At 41.6% G+C, this 19,321-nt stretch carries 22 protein-coding genes and 2 tRNA genes; 16 read left to right on the forward strand and 8 right to left on the reverse strand.

Annotated features, from left to right (window positions below):
- Positions 1–42: 42 nt before the first annotated feature.
- The 4 genes from ABZA00_RS05140 to ABZA00_RS05155 form a co-directional block, all read right to left on the reverse strand.
- Positions 43–118 (reverse strand) — tRNA-Asn (locus ABZA00_RS05140).
- Between the two features lie 283 nt (positions 119–401).
- Positions 402–477, reverse strand: a tRNA-Asn gene (locus ABZA00_RS05145).
- 260 nt (positions 478–737) lie between these two features.
- Complete coding sequence (locus ABZA00_RS05150; RefSeq protein WP_372881070.1) at positions 738–1,451, reverse strand: DUF3379 family protein; 714 nt, start codon at positions 1,449–1,451, stop codon at positions 738–740.
- Complete coding sequence (locus ABZA00_RS05155) at positions 1,444–1,953, reverse strand: sigma-70 family RNA polymerase sigma factor (RefSeq protein ID WP_372881071.1); 510 nt, start codon at positions 1,951–1,953, stop codon at positions 1,444–1,446. Before ABZA00_RS05155 ends, ABZA00_RS05150 begins: the two co-directional genes overlap by 8 nt.
- A 294-nt stretch (positions 1,954–2,247) precedes the next feature.
- Here ABZA00_RS05155 and ABZA00_RS05160 point away from each other — a divergent pair, with 294 nt between their 5' ends.
- The 4 genes from ABZA00_RS05160 (at position 2,248) to ABZA00_RS05175 (ending at position 4,714) form a co-directional block, all read left to right on the forward strand.
- Positions 2,248–2,511, forward strand: coding sequence for a DUF2282 domain-containing protein (locus ABZA00_RS05160; protein WP_372881072.1), 264 nt, complete (start codon positions 2,248–2,250; stop codon positions 2,509–2,511).
- Between the two features lie 99 nt (positions 2,512–2,610).
- Positions 2,611–3,459 carry a DUF692 domain-containing protein gene (locus ABZA00_RS05165; RefSeq protein WP_372881073.1) on the forward strand — a complete coding sequence of 283 codons (849 nt, stop codon included), beginning with the start codon at positions 2,611–2,613 and terminating at the stop codon, positions 3,457–3,459.
- A 66-nt stretch (positions 3,460–3,525) separates the two neighbouring features.
- The gene (locus tag ABZA00_RS05170; protein WP_372881074.1) at positions 3,526–4,263 is read left to right on the forward strand and encodes a DNA-binding domain-containing protein; all 738 of its coding nucleotides are present in this window, start codon (positions 3,526–3,528) and stop codon (positions 4,261–4,263) included.
- 19 nt (positions 4,264–4,282) lie between these two features.
- Positions 4,283–4,714 carry a DoxX family protein gene (locus ABZA00_RS05175; protein WP_372881075.1) on the forward strand — a complete coding sequence of 144 codons (432 nt, stop codon included), beginning with the start codon at positions 4,283–4,285 and terminating at the stop codon, positions 4,712–4,714.
- A gap of 54 nt (positions 4,715–4,768) precedes the next feature.
- Here ABZA00_RS05175 and ABZA00_RS05180 read toward each other — a convergent pair whose 3' ends face one another.
- Positions 4,769–5,248 carry a hypothetical protein gene (locus tag ABZA00_RS05180; protein WP_372881076.1) on the reverse strand — a complete coding sequence of 160 codons (480 nt, stop codon included), beginning with the start codon at positions 5,246–5,248 and terminating at the stop codon, positions 4,769–4,771.
- A 231-nt stretch (positions 5,249–5,479) separates the two neighbouring features.
- On the opposite strand from ABZA00_RS05180, the gene ccoN reads away from it, so the two are divergent.
- The 11 genes from ccoN to bcp all read left to right on the forward strand — a co-directional run bounded on the left by ccoN (position 5,480) and on the right by bcp (position 15,105).
- On the forward strand, positions 5,480–6,910 hold the full coding sequence (gene ccoN / locus ABZA00_RS05185; RefSeq protein WP_372881077.1) for a cytochrome-c oxidase, cbb3-type subunit I: 1,431 nt from the start codon (positions 5,480–5,482) through the stop codon (positions 6,908–6,910).
- Positions 6,911–6,925: 15 nt separating this feature from the next.
- A complete protein-coding gene (gene ccoO / locus ABZA00_RS05190) occupies positions 6,926–7,564 on the forward strand; it encodes a cytochrome-c oxidase, cbb3-type subunit II (protein WP_372881078.1) in 639 nt (212 codons plus the stop codon).
- A 49-nt stretch (positions 7,565–7,613) separates the two neighbouring features.
- Positions 7,614–7,805 carry a cbb3-type cytochrome oxidase subunit 3 gene (locus ABZA00_RS05195; protein WP_372881079.1) on the forward strand — a complete coding sequence of 64 codons (192 nt, stop codon included), beginning with the start codon at positions 7,614–7,616 and terminating at the stop codon, positions 7,803–7,805.
- A complete protein-coding gene (gene ccoP, locus ABZA00_RS05200; protein WP_372881080.1) occupies positions 7,805–8,770 on the forward strand; it encodes a cytochrome-c oxidase, cbb3-type subunit III in 966 nt (321 codons plus the stop codon). Before ABZA00_RS05195 ends, ccoP begins: the two co-directional genes overlap by 1 nt.
- Before the next feature lie 118 nt (positions 8,771–8,888).
- Complete coding sequence (locus tag ABZA00_RS05205) at positions 8,889–9,368, forward strand: FixH family protein (RefSeq protein WP_372881081.1); 480 nt, start codon at positions 8,889–8,891, stop codon at positions 9,366–9,368.
- Complete coding sequence (locus ABZA00_RS05210; protein WP_372881082.1) at positions 9,365–11,764, forward strand: heavy metal translocating P-type ATPase; 2,400 nt, start codon at positions 9,365–9,367, stop codon at positions 11,762–11,764. Before ABZA00_RS05205 ends, ABZA00_RS05210 begins: the two co-directional genes overlap by 4 nt.
- Positions 11,761–11,973 carry a cbb3-type cytochrome oxidase assembly protein CcoS gene (gene ccoS / locus ABZA00_RS05215; protein WP_372881083.1) on the forward strand — a complete coding sequence of 71 codons (213 nt, stop codon included), beginning with the start codon at positions 11,761–11,763 and terminating at the stop codon, positions 11,971–11,973. The genes ABZA00_RS05210 and ccoS overlap by 4 nt, the downstream gene beginning before the upstream one ends.
- Position 11,974: 1 nt before the next feature.
- Positions 11,975–12,661, forward strand: coding sequence for a sulfite exporter TauE/SafE family protein (locus ABZA00_RS05220; protein ID WP_372881084.1), 687 nt, complete (start codon positions 11,975–11,977; stop codon positions 12,659–12,661).
- A 160-nt stretch (positions 12,662–12,821) separates the two neighbouring features.
- Positions 12,822–13,571 carry an FNR family transcription factor gene (locus tag ABZA00_RS05225; RefSeq protein ID WP_372881098.1) on the forward strand — a complete coding sequence of 250 codons (750 nt, stop codon included), beginning with the start codon at positions 12,822–12,824 and terminating at the stop codon, positions 13,569–13,571.
- A gap of 121 nt (positions 13,572–13,692) precedes the next feature.
- Positions 13,693–14,628 (forward strand): universal stress protein UspE, encoded by a 936-nt coding sequence (gene uspE, locus ABZA00_RS05230; protein WP_372881085.1) that lies wholly within the window; start codon positions 13,693–13,695, stop codon positions 14,626–14,628.
- A 9-nt stretch (positions 14,629–14,637) separates the two neighbouring features.
- The gene (gene bcp, locus ABZA00_RS05235) at positions 14,638–15,105 is read left to right on the forward strand and encodes a thioredoxin-dependent thiol peroxidase (RefSeq protein WP_372881086.1); all 468 of its coding nucleotides are present in this window, start codon (positions 14,638–14,640) and stop codon (positions 15,103–15,105) included.
- A gap of 46 nt (positions 15,106–15,151) precedes the next feature.
- Here the strand turns inward: bcp and ABZA00_RS05240 are convergent, their stop codons facing one another.
- Together ABZA00_RS05240 and ABZA00_RS05245 are read right to left on the reverse strand one after the other, a co-directional pair.
- The gene (locus ABZA00_RS05240; protein ID WP_372881087.1) at positions 15,152–16,231 is read right to left on the reverse strand and encodes an AI-2E family transporter; all 1,080 of its coding nucleotides are present in this window, start codon (positions 16,229–16,231) and stop codon (positions 15,152–15,154) included.
- Positions 16,232–16,245: 14 nt separating this feature from the next.
- Positions 16,246–16,494: a sulfurtransferase TusA family protein gene (locus ABZA00_RS05245; RefSeq protein ID WP_372881088.1), complete on the reverse strand. Its 249-nt coding sequence runs from the start codon at positions 16,492–16,494 to the stop codon at positions 16,246–16,248.
- A 249-nt stretch (positions 16,495–16,743) separates the two neighbouring features.
- Here ABZA00_RS05245 and ABZA00_RS05250 point away from each other — a divergent pair, with 249 nt between their 5' ends.
- A complete protein-coding gene (locus ABZA00_RS05250; RefSeq protein WP_372881089.1) occupies positions 16,744–18,192 on the forward strand; it encodes a M48 family metalloprotease in 1,449 nt (482 codons plus the stop codon).
- A gap of 147 nt (positions 18,193–18,339) precedes the next feature.
- Here the strand turns inward: ABZA00_RS05250 and ABZA00_RS05255 are convergent, their stop codons facing one another.
- A complete protein-coding gene (locus ABZA00_RS05255; protein WP_372881090.1) occupies positions 18,340–19,305 on the reverse strand; it encodes a S49 family peptidase in 966 nt (321 codons plus the stop codon).
- Positions 19,306–19,321 lie beyond the last annotated feature (16 nt).

Raw genomic sequence — 19,321 nt, forward strand, 5'->3', positions numbered from 1 at the left:
CTTCCGACTCGCTATTATCACCCTGGTAATAATAACTGAATGTGGCTCCCCTTGCTGGACTTGAACCAGCGACAAACGGATTAACAGTCCGTTGCTCTACCAACTGAGCTAAAGAGGAATTGTTTTTTTCATTACGCTAATCTTGCAATACGATTAACGTGCCCCAATGGCTCTACCAACTGAGCTAAAGAGGAGTTATTTTATATATACGTTAACTTTTGCAATCACATTAACGTACCCCAACTGCTCTACAAACAGAGCTAAAGAGGAATTGTTCTTTTAATTTACGCGAACCTTTCAATCTGTTCAACGTGCTCCAATGGTTTTATCAACCTAGAGAACAATCTAATTTTTTAAGTCTTCCGACTCGTTATTATCGCCTTGGCAATAACAACTGAATGTGGCTCCCCTTGCTGGACTTGAACCAGCGACAAACGGATTAACAGTCCGTTGCTCTACCAACTGAGCTAAAGAGGAATTATCTTTTCCATTACGCTAATCTTGCAATACGATTAACGTGCCCCAATGGCCCTACCAACTGAGCTAAAGAGGAATTTTTTCTTAACAACGGAATATAAATTTAAATGCCGTAGTCTTTAAGACGGGCGCAGTATATTTTTTGCAGTACTTCCTGTCAACTAAAAAGGTAGATAAAAAAATTGGTCGCTGATAATTCAAGCAACCAATCGTAAAAGTATTATTTATCCACCAAAGAACGGGCATAAATTATACGGTTTTTAGATTTCCCATTGAATATTTTTCTGCAGCTTCTGCTGCACTTTCTCAAGCGGTTCATCCCTTTCACCAATAATGACCAAACTTGTTTGTCCTATAATTTCAGTCATACCTTTTAAAATTTGATTGTTAAACTCGGGTGAGTTTCTCAATTCGCTTTGTTGCGGCACAACAAACACAGTAACACGCCCCTTTTCACCTTGAATAATCATATGCAGTGCGGCCGCCTTTGCAAAACCACAGTGATTGACATAAAGGACTTCGCCAAGATCACCTGTTGCAAGCCCACCATAGCTGGCAAGCTTCGCGTTCACTGTCGATAGACTAGCCTGCTCATTCACTTTTTCGGTAAATGGATACTCCTGCAGAATATGCTGCATCGCCACAGTACCAATTTCCTGCTGTAAATCATTAAGGTTATTTAATAGCGGCAGACTAATACCAATAATAAAGGCAATCGATGCAGCTATGGCTATGTGCCAACGGTGACTGAGATTCTTTTTATTTTCAATTGCAAAACTTTGCTCCAATAGAATTTTGTCAGTCAAGTCATCCGGCAAATCAACTTTTAAAATTGACCGAAGCTCTGCATCAAACTGTTTTGCCTGATCCACTAAAGCCTTATCTTGTTCGGAATCAGATTGCCTGCGCAAGAACTCTTCACTTTTGTCATTAGGCGTCGCAGTTGCGGTATGGCGAAATAAAATATCATCCATGTGCTGCCCCATCTCTATTCGTTGTTACTGTTAATGATGATTTTAATAAATTCTTTGCCCTAAACAGGCGCGTTAATACCGTATTTTTGTTTAACTCCAACTGTTCTGCAATCTCCTCGGCACTGAAACCAGCAATAAGTTGCAGTAACAATGGCTCTTTATAGTCATCCGGCAGAGCCAACATTTTACGACGTAACAACTCTTTATCCATCTCTTTTGACGTATCGTGCTCATCAGCAACTTCATAATCATCAATATCGACCAGAGAAAAATGCTTACGTTCAAAACGACGTGCATTTTCACGCCGCAATATAATAAATAACCAGCCTTTAGCTGCTTTATCATCCAATAAACTGTCCAGATTCTTCCAGGCACGCAAACAAGTCTCCTGGACGAGATCTTGGGCAATATCAGGATCATTGCAAATCCAATACGCATATCGGTACAGATCCGGACTGTAGACATTTACCAGCGCTTCGTAACGTTTCTGTTTTCTATTCATATCCTTAAAGACCGAGGATTCTGAACTTATATTTCGTTTTCGGTTAAATAAATTCATTTATTTCTCTATTTTTTAGAAAAAGCATAGCTTGAAAATTCTCTGCGAAATAATTTCATCAGCAATCCATTGAAACAAAACAACTTACCACAAAAAAAGTTAACCAAATGTTAATAAAGATCGTTTTATGTGAAATTTATTTACTGATTATCCGGTTTATATCCTTGAGCCCACAACAAAGCATAGACATTGTTCGGGTTTTGCTTAATTGTTTTATATCACATGAGGAAACTTACCATGAAGAATTCTAACCTTGCTTTAGCAGCAACAGTGTCAACCCTTATTGCAGTTGGCAGCGCACTTGTTTCAACACCGGCAATGGCCGCAGGTAAAGAAAAATGTTATGGCGTTGCCGCTGCCGGTAAGAATGACTGCGCAACAAAAACAAGCTCATGTGCAGGGACTTCTAAAGTAGACAACCAGGGTGATGCATTCCTTGCTGTGCCTGAAGGCTTATGTGCAAAATTAGCGGGTGGTTCTTTGGAGCCTAAAAAAGCATAACAGCTTTGGTTTTTATTGTCCTCCGTTAACCGCTAAATCCTATCCGGACCACTTATTTGATAAGCAGTCCGGATAGTCTCTCTTTAAGGATGACTCCCATTGAAAAAAATAGATGCAGGCGCTGTCGGGATAGGACTTCGCTGCCCACACCACCAGACCATTTTAGATAACCTGCCCGAATTAGGCTTTCTTGAGGTGCACAGCGAAAACTACTTTACACCTCACAGCCAAAACCGTTTTTATCTTGAGCAGATTGCTAATCATTACCCGCTTAGTTTCCATGGTATTGGTTTATCGATCGGTAGCTGCGAATCAGTCAGTCAGACACATTTACATCAACTTAAAAAGATTATTGATATCTTTCAGCCGGCACTGGTGTCGGACCATCTCAGCTGGAGTTCATTAGAAGGTAATTTTTTTAATGATTTATTGCCCGTGCCATACACTCAGGAAGCGTTGTCGTTTTTTGTCAATAATATCAACCAAATCCAGGAATACTTAGAACGGCAAATTCTGATAGAAAATCCCTCTTCTTATTTAGAATATAAGCAAAGTGAAATGAGTGAACCCGAGTTTATAAATGAAATAGTCAAACAAACAGGATGCGGATTGTTATTAGATCTTAACAATGTTTATGTCAGTGCCAACAATCATCAGTTTTCAACAGAAAAATATCTCGACATTATTGATCATGAAAGTGTGCAGGAAATTCACCTGGCAGGCTTTACAGAAAAGCAGGTTAATAATGCCTCAATTTTAATTGACACTCATAGCACCTTTGTAAGCCAGGCTGTTTGGGATATGTACCAGACCTATATGCAGACGCACAGCACAGACGTACCGACATTGATCGAATGGGATCTGGATATCCCGGCACTTGATGTCTTAATAGCAGAGCATAATAAAGCCATCAACATTAAAAACCTTAATGTCAAACAGCAACGATGAAAATGCGCAGCAAGCCTCGCAGGTAAAGTATGGCTATCGGTCAAAGCTAAATATGGAGTTATCACTATGAAGATCAGGCAACTTCAGCAGCAATTCAGCGACACACTGTTATATAAAAGTGAGCAGATAACAACGCAGATTAAAGCGAAAAAAGATTTCACCGGCAACGAGTTATTGCAGGTGTACCGCAATAATTTTGTTATGGGCATTACAGAAGCATTATCGTCAACCTACCAACACACTCTGGCACTCGTCGGTGAAGAGTTTTTTAATGCGGTCGCACGGCAGTTTATTTTAAGCAACCCTCCACAGGAAAATAACCTGATGAGTTACGGTAATGGTTTTAGCGAACACCTGGATGGCCTTGAGCAACTGACAAACTTACCCTATGTCGCTGAAATGGCTCGCTTTGAATGGTTATTAGAGCAAACTACGAATAAAAAATTACAACATTCGGCACTGGATTTACATCAACTTCAATCAATACCCTCAGATCAGTTAGAAAAGATTGCTTTTCAGGCCGCTACTCAGGTCGTTTTATTTTCCAGCAGACAAAATATTGCACATTTACATCAAATGATGCTCCGTAACGAAGTGCAGGAAACGGATTTAAACCAGCCCTGTTTTCTAGCACTTAAAAAACAACCCTCTTTTACTGTCGAACTTATTTCATTAAGCGAAACTGAATTTCTATTGATGGAGCAAATCATGCAGAAAAAAAACTTAGGGGAAATAGCACCACAATCGTTACTGCCATCTCTGCCGAAGTTATTAGAGAAAGATCTGCTTTGTGGATTTAAATAACAAAAACTCAGGAGGCATTATGCTCAATTATTACCAACTTATTGTAGAGAAAATGCAAAGTTATTTTACGCCGCTATTATTACTCTTCACCCGTCTTTGGGTCGCTAATGTATTCTTAAAATCAGGCTATTTAAAAATAACGACCTGGGACAGTACATTATATCTGTTTGAGGAGGAATACCAAGTTCCCTTGATACCCTGGGAGTTGGCCGCCTACTTAGGCACTGCCGCTGAGCTGATACTGCCTGTTTTTCTACTCTTAGGTTTATTAACGAGGCCGATGGCAGTCGTATTGTTTGTTTTTAATATCATCGCTGTTATCTCCTATCCGGTACTTTGGGAAGGCGGTTTCTATGATCACCAGTTATGGGGCTTAATGATTTTAATCAATATTGTTTGGGGAGCGGGTCAAATATCAGTTGATCAGCTATTAAAAAAACGTTTTTTGTAAGGTGATTTTTTACAAAAATGATGGTCTGCAACCGTTATTGCAGACCAAAAGCTTCTATTTTTCAACCATGAAATCAAATAACAGCAGTTCATTAGCGCTGTTCACTTCAATATTAATTTGTAACTGCCAGATCATTTTAGGGGTTGTGCACGCCCCGACTAAGGTTTTTGCAGAAAAAATATTCTTATCTGTTTGCGTAAAGGTGACTGGAATACGTCCCATAAACATCTCTTTACCAACAATTTTCGCATCCACCACACGCCAATCTTTTTCACCGCCCTTGAGACTAAAATTAATCCACTGTTCAGCTTTAACAGGCAGGTTGGCGACACTTAACCAGAAGGTCCCATGGTCACTCGCAAACTTACAGGGTTTGACATAATCACAAGCAGGCAGCTCGCTTAAGGGGGCAACAGCTGTCAATTCAACATTTTTTACCTGTTCCGGCTTAGTTGTTACTGTACGCCAGATAAATAGTGTAACTAATACAATCAGCATCACCAGCAATTGTGCAACTCTATTTTTTGTTAACATTTAAAATCCTTGTGAAAATAATGGATAACCCGCGTTTTTTAACATAAACAATAAGTTTATTAACAATTAATCAACCAACAACTGTTAATTAGAAAAAGGTTCACGTAAACTTTAACCCCAATAATTATGTTTGTATGCAGTGTTCTAACAGACAGTTATTTATGGATAATTATTACTTATTATTACGCGTTAAAATACGTAAATTGTAAATAAATGCATGGAATGAAAATAATGACAACCGCAACTACGATTCACCCTGATTACAACTATAAAGTTGTCCGTCAGTTTACACTTACCACCATTCTCTGGGGTATTATCGGTATGGCCGTTGGGGTATTAATTGCAGCGCAGTTAATCTGGCCGGCACTTAATTTCGATACTCCCTGGTTAACCTACAGTCGATTACGTCCGCTGCATACTAATGCGGTTATTTTCGCATTCGGTACCTCCGCATTAATGGCAACCTCTTTTTACGTTGTGCAGCGCACTTGTCAAACCCGTTTGTTTGGCGGCCCGCTCGCTTCGGTGGTTTTTTGGGGATGGCAGCTGGTTATCCTTTCCGCAGTTATTACCCTGCCGTTGGGTTATACCACTTCAAAAGAGTATGCAGAACTTGAATGGCCGATCGATTTATTGATTGCTGCGGTATGGGTGGTTTATGCCATCGTATTTTTTGGCACCATGGCGATTCGTAAAACCTCGCATATTTATGTGGCTAACTGGTTCTTCGGTGCGTTTATATTAACCGTTGCAGTCCTGCACATCGTCAACAGTCTCGCCGTGCCGGTTTCGATGACCACAATGAAGTCATACTCCGTCTATTCCGGTGCTGTCGATGCCATGGTGCAGTGGTGGTACGGCCATAACGCCGTAGGTTTTCTGCTCACTGCAGGTTTTTTAGGTATGATGTACTACTTTGTCCCTAAGCAGGCCAACCGACCTGTCTACTCCTATCGTTTATCCATTATTCATTTCTGGGCATTAATCGCAATCTATATCTGGGCTGGCCCGCACCACCTGCATTACACTGCATTACCTGATTGGGCGCAATCTTTAGGTATGGTGATGTCACTGATTCTATTTGCGCCGTCCTGGGGCGGCATGATTAACGGTATCATGACACTTTCAGGTGCATGGCATAAATTACGCACCGATCCTATTTTGCGCTTCCTGGTTGTCTCACTGTCATTCTATGGTATGTCTACCTTTGAAGGTCCGATGATGGCAATTAAAACAGTTAATGCACTTTCTCATTATACTGACTGGACCGTCGGTCACGTGCATTCAGGGGCATTAGGCTGGGTTGCAATGGTCTCGATCGGTGCGATTTACCACCTGGTACCAATACTGTTTAACCAAAAAGCGATGTACAGTGTCGCGATGATTAACCTGCATTTCTGGCTGGCAACCATCGGCACGGTGTTATACATAGTCGCTATGTGGATTTCCGGTGTTATGCAGGGACTCATGTGGCGTGCAGTCAATGATGACGGTACCTTGACCTACACTTTTGTTGAATCACTTGAGAAGTCCTACCCGTTCTATACTATTCGTTTTATCGGTGGTTTAGTCTTCCTTACTGGTATGTTAGTAATGGCTTACAATACATACAAAACAGTTACAGCAGAAGATGGCTCTATCCAGCCTCAAGAACTTAGTTAGTCAGGGAGTTAGATAATGAAACACGAATTTATTGAAAAGAATGTTGGCTTGCTGGCTATTTTGATCATCGTTGCCATCAGTTTTGGTGGGTTGGCGCAAATTACCCCCTTGCTGTTCCAGAAAGAAACCAACCAACCGGTAGATGATTTACGCCCCTACACCGCATTGGAAATGGAAGGCCGTGATATCTACATTCGTGAAGGCTGCCATGTTTGTCATAGCCAGATGATCCGCCCTTTCCGTGCTGAAACAGAACGTTATGGTCATTATAGTGTTGCCGGTGAACATGTTTGGGAGCATCCGTTTTTATGGGGTTCAAAAAGAACCGGGCCGGATCTGGCGCGCGTTGGTCAGCGTTACTCCGATGCCTGGCATGAAGTTCACTTGATTAATCCGCGCGATGTGGTTCCGCAGTCAAATATGCCCGGTTTCCCCTGGCTTGCTGAAAACCTATTAACGGGTGAAGAGACCGGTAGAAAACTGGAAATCTTTAATATCTTAACCGCAGGGCAAGGACGTCTTGATGAAAATGGCGAGCCTATACCTCTGTACAGCGAAGAGGAAATTGCCGGTGCAAAAGCGGCGGTGGAAGGTAAAACTGAGATGCAGGCGATGATTGCTTACCTGCAGTCACTTGGTCATGCTTTACGATAAATAAAAATGCCCGGCAACCAGGGCATTCATTTCAATTACTGGAGACTTTATGGATTTTGCAACTTTTAACGGACTTTATACATTGTTCTTAATTGTGATTTTTGTCGGCTTAATTTTATGGGTATTCAGTAAAAAACATAAAAAATCTTTTGATCAGATCGCCAATTCTATTCTCGATGAAGATCAGGGCACAACTGAGTATGAAAGCCGTTTAGGCCAGCATACAGGAGCTAAAAAATAATGAGCATTTTTTGGACAATTTGGATAACTGTAATCACCTTAATCGTTATCATTGGCAGCGCATTACTACTGCGTGCCACTTCTAAAAATAATACCGGCGTCGAAGAAGGCAAACCTATGCCGCATAGCTTTGACGGCATCCAGGAATTAAACAACCCGCTCCCGAAATGGTGGGCGGGTTTATTCTGGTTCACCATCATCATAGGGTTAGTTTACAGCTTTGCCTTCCCTACCTATACGGCAAACTGGAATGGCCTGTTGGATTGGACAAGCGCTGAAAAAAGTATCACCACCTTAAGCGAATCGGAAAAATTAGCTGAAACGTCGCAATCTCAGTACCAGCGCGAGATGAATTCAGCCGATGAAAAATATGGCGCAGTCTTTAAACAACTCGCTTATGATCAAAATGGTAATTACAAAGATCTGACATTAGTTGCTAAAGATCCTGAGGCGATAAAAGTCGGTCAACGTTTATTCCTGCAGAACTGTGCACAATGTCATGGTTCAGATGCACGCGGCAGTACCGGCTTTCCCAACCTGACGGATAATGACTGGTTATACGGCGGTGAAGCAGAGACAATCAAACAGACTCTGATGCACGGTCGCCAAGGTGTCATGCCTGCCTGGGAGGAGATCCTTGGTGAGCAGGGGATTAAAGAGGTCACCAGCTACGTATTAAGTTTAAGCGGCCGCCGGGTCAACCTGCTTGAAGCGAATGCCGGTAAAGAACGTTTTGCAGTGTGCAGCGCATGCCACGGACCGGAAGGTAAGGGAATGACTGCCCTCGGCGCGCCTAATCTGACCGATACCATCTGGTTATACGGCGGCTCCCGCAATGCCGTTGAGGATACCCTGAGAAACGGGCGAAATGGTGTGATGCCGGCTTGGGATAAAGTATTAGGTGAAGATAAAGTGCATTTAATAGCGGCTTATGTCTATTCACTTTCTCAACAGGAAAATCAGTAAATAGCCATTAAACGGCTTGTTATTTGACACAAAAAGCCTCACTAAGAGGCTTTTTTTATAGCTCTCAACGATGTCAGATGGTAAGTTCATTACCAGCCTAACTGTTCACAGGATACACATGAAAAACAGCAATAATAAAGCATGGTTCAAACAATTCTGGCCCTGGTTCCTCATTATTTTACCTTTGTGTGCCGTTGTTGGCGGGATTTCAACTGTAATTATCGCAACGGATAATAAACCCGATATGGTTGTTGATGATTATTACTCAAAAGGTAAAGCCATTAACAAAGATCTTACTCTGATAAAAAATGCCCGGGCAAAAAACATCAGCGCAGCTATTACCCAGTCAGGCAGTGAGCTGATCATTAATTTAACCGGTGTGCGGGATAACAGCTCTATTTACCTGTTTTTATTTCATTCAACCCTATCCGAGCGGGATCTATCACAGTTATTAACGGCTGACGGCAACGGTAATTACCGCTACCGAACTGAGCTGCCTCTTCAGGGGAAATGGCAAATACGTATTGAACCTTTTGATAAAAGCTGGCGTTTGCAAAAAACGGTAACCCTACCTGCAGCGAGTTTTACATTGCAATGACCGCTCAACAACACTGTTTTCACTGTGGTGATGAAAATCCGCCCGGTAGTGATTTTAAAGTTAATATAAATGGGGTCACAGAAAAGATGTGTTGCCCGGGGTGTGAAGCAGTCGCACAAACGATTATAGATAGTGGTCTGACTTCCTATTATGAGCATCGTAGTCAGCCGGCTGAAAAAGGCTCAACAGTTGTCCCGGAAGAATTATCACAACTTGCCTATTATGATATTCAACAAATCCAGGAAGATTTTGTAAAAAACAGCGATAACCTCAGCGAAATAACCCTGAGCATTGAAGGTATAAACTGCCCTGCCTGCGCCTGGCTAATAGAAAAACAGCTACGCAGTTTGCCCGGATTAGCTTTTATCAATGTCAACACCACACTTAACCGTTCGGTCATTAGATGGGATAAAGAGCAGCTTAAACTCAGTCAAATCCTGCAGGAGATTCACAAGGTAGGTTACAAAGCTTATCCCTTTCAGGTGAACAAGCAGGAAGCTTATTATACACAGCAGGCAAAGTCATACCTACGCCGCTTAGGACTGGCCGGACTGGCGACCATGCAGGTGATGATGTTTGCCATCGCCCTGTACTCCGATTTTTTCGCCGGAATGGAAGAGGAGTTTATAGATTATTTTCGTTGGGTGAGCTTTATATTGGCAACACCTGTCCTGCTTTACAGCGCCCAACCCTTTTATTTCAATGCCTGGCGTAATCTTCGCAACCATACCTTGGGTATGGATATCCCCATCTCGATCGCGTTATTAGGTGCTTATACAGCCTCCGCTTATGCGACCGTTACCGGTCGGGGAGAAGTTTATTTTGAATCGGTTTCAATGTTTACTTTCTTATTATTACTCGGCCGTTTATTAGAGTTACGCGCGCGTCGTAAGGCCTCGGAGACCAGCAGTAATTTATTACGCTTGTTACCCTCTATGGCAACGCTGCTTGAGGATCCGGATAACTTACAAATTCAATCTGTTATTCCTGCAAAAACATTAACCGTCGGGCAATATATTCTGGTAAAACCAGGCGAAATTATTCCCGTCGACGGTGTCATAATAGATGGCGAAAGCAATATTGAAGAGTCGATGCTGACCGGTGAGCATTTACCGGTTAAGAAAGCTAAAAGTGCGCCTGTCTTTGCCGCTACAGTGAATATCAGCAGCCCATTAATTATTCTTGTAGAAAAGCTGGGTAATAACACCTTGATTGCAGATATTATTCATCTCCAGGATAGTGCCCAGCTGAATAAACCTAAAATAGAAGTAGTTGCCGATACTGCCGCTAAATATTTTGTCGCCGGGTTACTTGTTGTTGCCACCCTGACTTATATAAGCTGGAGTTTTATTGCGCCGGAGCAGGCTTTCTGGATCACCCTGTCGGTACTGGTCGCAACTTGTCCATGTGCGCTTTCTTTAGCCACTCCGACCGCGTTGACCTGCGCAACAGCACAGCTTAATAAGCAGGGTATATTAATTAAACAGCACCATGTCCTTGAGACGGTCAATAAAATCAACCATATCGTGTTTGATAAAACAGGTACCTTAAGCAAAGGTAACTTTTCCCTGCTTAATACTCATTGTTACAGTGATTACTCACGGCAGGCATGCATTGATTTAGCGGCACAACTGGAAAAAAATTCCGAGCACCCTATTTCCATTGCATTTAAAAAGCAGCAGAAGAATACAGTGCTCTTAACCAAGGTGGTTAATAAGCCCGGTCAGGGGTTGCAGGCTGATTATTCAGGCAAAACCTTAAAATTGGGCCATGGTGTTTTTTGCGCTGTTGCTGTTGATAATACAATAAAAAGCAAAGAATTAATCATCTATATGACCTTAGACGGAGAACTGATTGCTGCTTTTGAATTGGGTGATGAGTTACGCAGCAGCGCTGAGCCAATGCTGACCTACTGCCACCAGCACAATATTAATAGCACTATGCTGACCGGTGATCACTCCTTAAAAAGTGAAGAAGTCTGTGAACTGCTTGGTATCGGTTACCTGCAAAAAGGCGTTACGCCGCAACAAAAACTGCAATACATAGAAAAACTGCAGCGACAAGATAAAGTGATGATGGTTGGCGACGGCATCAATGATGCGCCAGTATTAGCCGGGACGCATGTCTCTGTGGCGTTAGCAAGCGGTACTGATATCGCCAAGAACAGCGCGGATGTTATCTTATTAGGCGAAGAGTTAACTAAATTAGCTGTGTTACATCAAATGGCTAAAAAAACTACCGACATCATTAAGCAGAATCTTATTTGGGCACTGGGTTATAATATCATTATTGTGCCGTTAGCCGTGACCGGACATGTGCCGCCCTACGTGGCGGTATTGGGCATGTCCTTCAGCTCGTTAATTGTGGTCAGTAATTCTTTAAGGTTATTAAAATGAGCAGCATTTACGTATTAATACCAATTGCAATGATATTCGTTGCGGTCGCTATTATGGTGTTTTTTTGGGCGGTGAAATCGAATCAATATGATGACTTGGACCGTGAAGGAACCAATATTCTCTTCGATGAAGATCTACCCGCACCTCAGAGTAAAGCCTCCCCAAAAAATAAACAAAAAACCACTCAGCCTGACAACTTAAATGACTGAGATGACGTTATTAAATGATTTTATTGCCGCGCTGCTGATTGGTTTGTTAGGGGCCGGCCACTGCCTCGGGATGTGCTCGGGCATCGCCAGTGCCATCTCTTTTTCCATTAGCGAAAAACAGAAAAAATCGATCTCGATCCTCTCGTTATTACTTTACAATCTCGGCAGAGTAAGCAGTTACTCCATTGCCGGATTTATCTTTGCAGCAGGCAGCAGCACGCTTATTGTATGGTTTGGCGGGAAACAAGCGCTCATTTATCTGCGTGTGCTCGCCGCTATCTTAATGCTAATGCTGGCATTATATATCGCCAGAGTATGGCACGGTTTACTCAAATTGGAGCAGGCCGGTCAACTGCTGTGGAAATTTATAAAACCGCTGGCACAAGCATTCATTCCCTTAAAGCACCCCCTGCTCGCATTTCCTCTTGGTTTTTTATGGGGGTGGTTACCCTGCGGTTTAGTTTATTCAACCTTATCCTGGGCGACAAGCAGTGGCGATGCATGGAATGGTTTACTTATCATGCTAGGTTTTGGTTTAGGCACCATGCCGGCCATGCTCACAGTCGGCACGTTCAGCCACCATTTGAAAAAAACATTAAATCACCTCTGGTTTCGCTATGGCAGTGGCGCATTATTAGCTATTTTCGCAATGCATACCTTGTATGTTGCAATACAGCAGCTAACTTAAGGCGATTAAATCAATAGCAGCTATTTACATTAAATAAACCGGCAGTTACTTGGCTTTCTTGATTCCTGGGTCAGCTATTATTGATATTTAATTATTTGGATCTATTCAAAGCATCTTAAATAGATGCTAACATTGATTTATATCAATTATGGAAAACAGAATTACTATGGAAAAAAGTAATACAAACCGAATTCAAAATGGCGGATCTACTATACGTTGTCAGGATTGCAGCATCAATCAATTGTGCATTCCTTATTCACTTAATGAAACAGAGTTAGAACGTTTAGATAATATCATTGACCGAAAAAAACCGATCCAGAAAGGCCAGGAAATATTTAAGGCGGGGCAGGAGATGAAGACCCTGTACGCCATTCGCTCGGGCACCTTAAAGTCATATACTATTACCGAACAGGGTGATGAGCAGATCACCGCTTTTCATCTCGCTGGTGATTTAATTGGTTTTGACGGAATCAGCACAGGTATACATCCAAGCTTCTCTCAAGCACTTGAAACGTCAATGATTTGTGAAATACCTTATGACACGCTGGATACCCTTTCCACAACGATGCCAAAATTAAGGCAGCAAATATTACGTTTAATGAGCAATGAAATCGTTGGCGATCAAAATATGATTTTATTACTTTCCAAGAAAAATGCGGAAGAACGGCTTGCATCCTTTATTCATAATTTATCACAACGTTTTGCCGCACGTGGATTCTCACCAAAAGAGTTCCGCTTATCCATGACCCGTGGTGATATTGGTAATTATTTAGGGCTCACCGTTGAGACAATCAGTCGCCTTTTAGGGCGCTTCCAAAAAAATAATATGATTGCTGTTAAAGGCAAATACATCAGTATATTAGATGAGCAGCAGCTTACCATTCTTGCTGGCGCAATGAAAAAAGATTGAGTCAACTCGCGGTTCTATAAATATCACTGCCAAATAGCCTTCTCATATCAGAAAAGGCTATCCGTTTTCCTCCTTCTGATCTAAATTATAGGTATGTTTAATTTTATAGTGGGATCCTATCATGCTCAAATACAACAATATTTTAGTTTTTATTGATATAGACCAAGAATCGCAACCCGCATTGGAACGAGCTGCTTCTATTGCTCAAAATGAAGTCGGCACGAAAATCACTCTCTTCTTATGCTGTTATGATCTCACTTTTGAAATGACCTCTCTCAGTTCAACCGATGAAAGGCAGGCAATGCAGCGCATTGTTATTAAAGAAAATGAAGAATGGCTTCACACCATTGCCGCACCTTATAAAGAAAAAGGCCTGAATATACACTGCCAGGTACACTGGCATAACCGCCCTTTCCAGGCGGCAATTATTGAAGTTTTAAAAAATAACCATGATCTTGTTGTCAAATCCACGCATCAGCATTCCAAGTTAAGTGCTATTTTATTTACCCCTACCGACTGGAATTTATTACGTAAATGTCCCGCCCCTGTGTTATTGGTCAAACATCATTCCTGGCCGGTGAATGGTAATATTCTTTGTGCACTTGATTGTAAAAGTATACAAGATGAAGATCACCATCAGCTGAATAAGCAGATCTTAAAAGAAGCCGCTGCCATGGCTGAAATTGTCAGTGCAAATATTCATATTGTTAATGCATACCCCAGCCCGCCAATGAATATCATGCTCGAACTACCCGAATTTGATCCCATTAATTACGAAGACGGGTTAAAAAAATTCCATCAGAAAACATTAAATGACTATGCACAGACTCTCAAGCTGCCTAAGGATCAAATCCACCTTGCTCAGGGTTTACCTGAAGATGTGATCAGCCAGGTAGCGGAAGAAATTGATGCTCAATTAGTCATCCTGGGTACCGTCGGACGTTCAGGTTTAAGCGCAACATTACTAGGGCATACCGCAGAGCAGGTTATTGATAACTTGGATTGCGATTTACTGGCGTTAAAACCAGCAGGTTTTATCAGCCCGATTAAACTTTAAAGGAAAATTATGAAACGATTAGTTGCTGGTGATAAAGCACCATTATTTACGTTACAAGATGATCAGGATAATAGTGTTGCTTTGGCCGATTTAGCCGGTAAAAAAGTGTTAGTTTATTTTTACCCTAAGGCGATGACGCCGGGTTGTATTAACCAGGCTTGCGGTTTACGCGATGTGCATAAAGAGCTGAATGATCTAAATACCCTGGTGTTTGGAATCAGTCCGGATCCAGTCAAAAAATTAGCTAATTTTGTTAACAAAAAAGAGCTTAACTTCCCGCTTTTATCGGACACGGATCATGCGGTCGCCGATGCATTTGGTGTCTGGGGAGAGAAAAAATTCATGGGCAAAACCTATGATGGTATCCATCGTATTAGCTTCTTAATCGATGAGCAGGGTACTATTGAACATGTCTTTGATAAATTTAAAACAACTGACCACCATCAGGTTGTATTGGACTACCTGCACAGCAAATAGCCTCTTTAATGCTACGAAAGAAAAAAGGGCCAACAGCCCTTTTTTCTTAATCCACCTCCCCTTCGCTTTCAATTTTCATTTTGCCGCTCGGCCAGGCATTCAGTACCGCTTTGACTAACGTCGCCAGCGGGATTGCAAAAAACACCCCCCAAAAACCCCATAATCCACCAAATATTAATACTGATACTATTATCACCACGGGATGTAAATTAACCGCTTCTGAGAACAAAATAGGAACAATAACATTACCATCAATGGCCTGAATAATAGCGTAGGCGATCATCAAATAAAGAAATTCGGGTGATGCTCCCCATTGGAAAAATGCCACAATAGCAATAGGCACTGTCACTGCGGCAGCACCGATATAAGGAATTAATACCGATAACCCAACCAACACGGCTAATAGCGCCGAATAACGTAGCCCCATAAAATAGAAGGTAAAATAAGTGCAAATACCAACAATCAGGATTTCAATCACTTTCCCCCGGATATAATTCATAATTTGTTCATTCATCTCAACCCAAACTTGGTTGGCTAATTTACGATCGTTCGGTAAAAACCTCACAAAGCTCGCAATTAACAGCTCTTTATCTTTAAGCATAAAAATCATCATTAAAGGTACTAAGATGGCGTAAACCAGCAGTGCAGCAATATCCAATAATGAAGCAAATGAATGTGAGAGTAAAAAGCCGCCTGTATCTAATATATAGGTACGTAAATTTTGAACAATAAGGGTAAAAGTAGTAGAATCAATCAGTTCCGGATATTGCGCTGGCAAGGTTAAAATATACGCCTGCACCTGGTTAAACATAATTGGTAGATCTCGAATAAACGCGACACCTTGTTTAAATACTGTTGGTAAAATTCCCAAAAAAGCAAAGATCGCCAGTGATAAAAATATCACCATCACAATTAATGTCGAAAAGGTTCTATTTATCTTAAAACGCATAAGATAATCTACCGGCCAATCCAGCAGATATGCCAGGACCAATGCCACAAACAGCGGAACTAAAATCCCACCGAAAAAGTAAAAAATCGCAAAAGCACTGATCAGTAAAAAAAAGAGAACACCCAGGTTTGGATCTGCAAAGTGATGTTTGTACCAATCATTTAATTGTTTTAGCATGAAACTGTTACACCTTAATATAAGTTGTTGGCATTGATTTTCATAACCAGCATAACTTGGTTATGCCCTGCGATTATTGAATAGTCATACATTTTTTTATCAAGATACAGGGTTATATCCTGCATTGCCTGCTGACTGGAAAAGAGCAGACAGAGTTGATGATCCTGTAGTTTAGTGGAAGGAGTATGATGTAATAATAAATAACGTTTCAATTTTATAAGTGACATGGGACAGCGCATATTTTGTAAATCTAATATTTCCATAATGGTCAATAGCCCCTAAGTAACTCAACCTCAACGCGCTGAACTGCACAATTAAGTGAGCGCAGGCTATTATTATTTATTTTGGCATTAATCACTATATTAGATTCTGGCTTGTTATCAATCAACAAGATAAAGAAGCTTTTAATAAATTGATTATTACCTTTGCAATCAGATAAGACAATCTCCACTTGCAATAAAGTGGTGCTTGTTTATGATTTTATCAATATATTATTACTGTGAGTGGTTACCGTGCTGAAGAAAACGCTTATTCTTTCTCTTTATTTTTTCTTTTCTTTTTTTTCAGGTGTAGCAAGTTCAACAAATTCGCTGCCGGATATTGGCACTGCCGGCGCCGGCGCATTGACCATAGACAAAGAAAAGGAGTATGGCTGGGCCTTTAAATTAATGGCCAATCAGGGCTTACCCATTATTCATGATCCGCTGCTCAATTATTACATCAATGAGCTTGGCCAGAGTTTAGTATCCAACGCAGACTCAGTCAGAATGCCATTTAATTTTTTTCTCATCGAAGACAATGAGATTAATGCGGCCGCATTTTTAGGTGGTAATGTAAAAATCCATACGGGATTATTTTTATATGCAAATAATGAGAGTGAGCTTGCGAGTGTTATTGCCCATGAAATTGCCCATATAACCCAGCGTCACCTTGCCCGCATGCTGGAACAGCAGTCATTTAGTAACCCTGCATCATTGGCAGCAATGGCCGGCTCAATTTTACTGGCTTTGGTTTCACCTGCTGCGGGTATGGCTGCATTAACCACAACCATGGCAGTATCTATGCAGTCACAGATTAATTATACTCGAGACCATGAATATGAAGCAGACCGACTAGGAATAAAAACATTAGCCGATGCGGGTTATGATCCCAACGGTATGGCGCAATTTTTCAGTAAACTCGCGGAAAAATATAAATATGCAAGCTTACCTCCGCAGATGTTATCTACGCATCCGTTACCTGAAACACGTTTATCTGAAGCACGCTTACGTGCCGGCCAATACAAAGCAAAAAACTACAGCAACAGCTTAGATTATCAACTCAGTAAAGTACGCATTACCGTGCGCTTTAACAATATAACACCGAGTGCAGCGATTAATTTATATGAAAGCCAGCTTAAAAACCAAAAATATCAGATCAAGGAGGCCGCTTTATATGGTCTCGCTCTGGCACATTTTGAAAATAAGAATTATCCGCAGGCTCAGGAAATTGTTGATGGTTTACTGCAGCAGCAGGTGGACAACTTATTTTATATTGACCTTGCCACGGATACCGCACTGGCTTTAAAGAAACCGGAGCCGATAATAAACAGGCTGCAGCAGTTATATAAGAGATCCCCTGATAATCCGGTTTATACCATTAACCTAGTTACAGCGCTGCAGGAAAATAAACAATATGCACAAGCAGAAAAGATTCTGGAATTATTTATACGCAGCCACCCCGAGCATATTTTGGCGCAGATAATCGCCATCGACCTTTATAAATCATTAAAAAATCGCGCTAAAGAACACTATAGTAAAGCGCAATATTTAGCGCTGCAGGGACGCTTTAGAGAAGCTACCCAAGAAATGGGCAGTGCGTTGATCCACACGGATAATCCGTTAGATCAGGCGAGATACACTGCCACAATGGGTCGTTATCAAAAAGATGAGTTACGCTTGAAAGCGTTGAATAAACGCTAGAGCGCCATATAGTTTAAAAAAACGGCACCAGCGAAAGCCAATGGCTAAAAAGTGCCGGAAAACTTATACTTGGGTACTTACCCCAAACGACTTCAGATGCAGATTCCTGCGTCCTGAGGTCGCTTACTGCTGTAACCACTATCTTCTTTAAAGATTTAAATTGATAAGGCTCTGATCACTACTTAACTGATTCGCTAAACCAGAGCCTATAGAAACACCTAAGCTTTTAGTTAATTTTTCAATAGCGGATGGTTGTACTGAATAATTAACGATCGGTTCTGCTTTGATAATTTCTCGCGCAACAAACCCCGGGCTTCCTAAACCATCGATTAGCCCCAACGCGAGAGCCTGCTCGCCATTCCAAATCAAACCGGAAAACAGCGCCGCACCGTCTTTCTCGGTATCAATACGAGCACCACGTCCGGTTTTAACCACATTAATAAACTGCTGATGGGTTACATCCAATACTTCCTGCCAAAAATCCTGTTCTTTTTCCTTGCTCGGCGAAAAAGGATCTAAAAATGCCTTATGCTCACCAGAGGTAAAGTGACGGCGTTCAACACCGACTTTCTTCATCAGTTCCACAAAACCAAAGCTGGATGCGGTCACCCCTATCGAACCGACAAGGCTCGCTTTGTCGGCATAGATCTGATCTGCTGCCGCGGCAATATAATACCCCCCGGAAGCGCCTATTTCCGCAATCACTGCATAGACTTTTTTAGCGGGATATAAAAGGCGCAAACGTTGTATTTCATCAGAGATATATCCAGCCTGAACAGGGCTTCCGCCCGGGCTGTTTATCGCCAGCATAACCGCCTGACTGAATTCATTTTCAAATGCCGCACGCAGGCCGGTGACAATATTATTCGCATTGGCATCTTGATCTGCGGCAATCACACCGTTTATCTGCACCATAGCGGTATGCGGCGCTTTATGCAGATCACTGAATGTGCCTGTTTTGCTATTAAAAAAGATGATCGCTGCAGCAAACAAATAAAGGAAAGTTAAAAATTTGAAGAAAATTCCCCAACGGCGACTTCTTTTCTGCTCCGCAAAGTTTTCCTTTATAACTGCTTTTAGCCAGTTTTCTTCACTCTGTGTTTTATTGTCCATTTTATATTCTCTGTTT

This window comes from Psychromonas sp., assembly GCF_041586535.1.
Classification (GTDB): Bacteria; Pseudomonadota; Gammaproteobacteria; order Enterobacterales; family Psychromonadaceae; genus Psychromonas.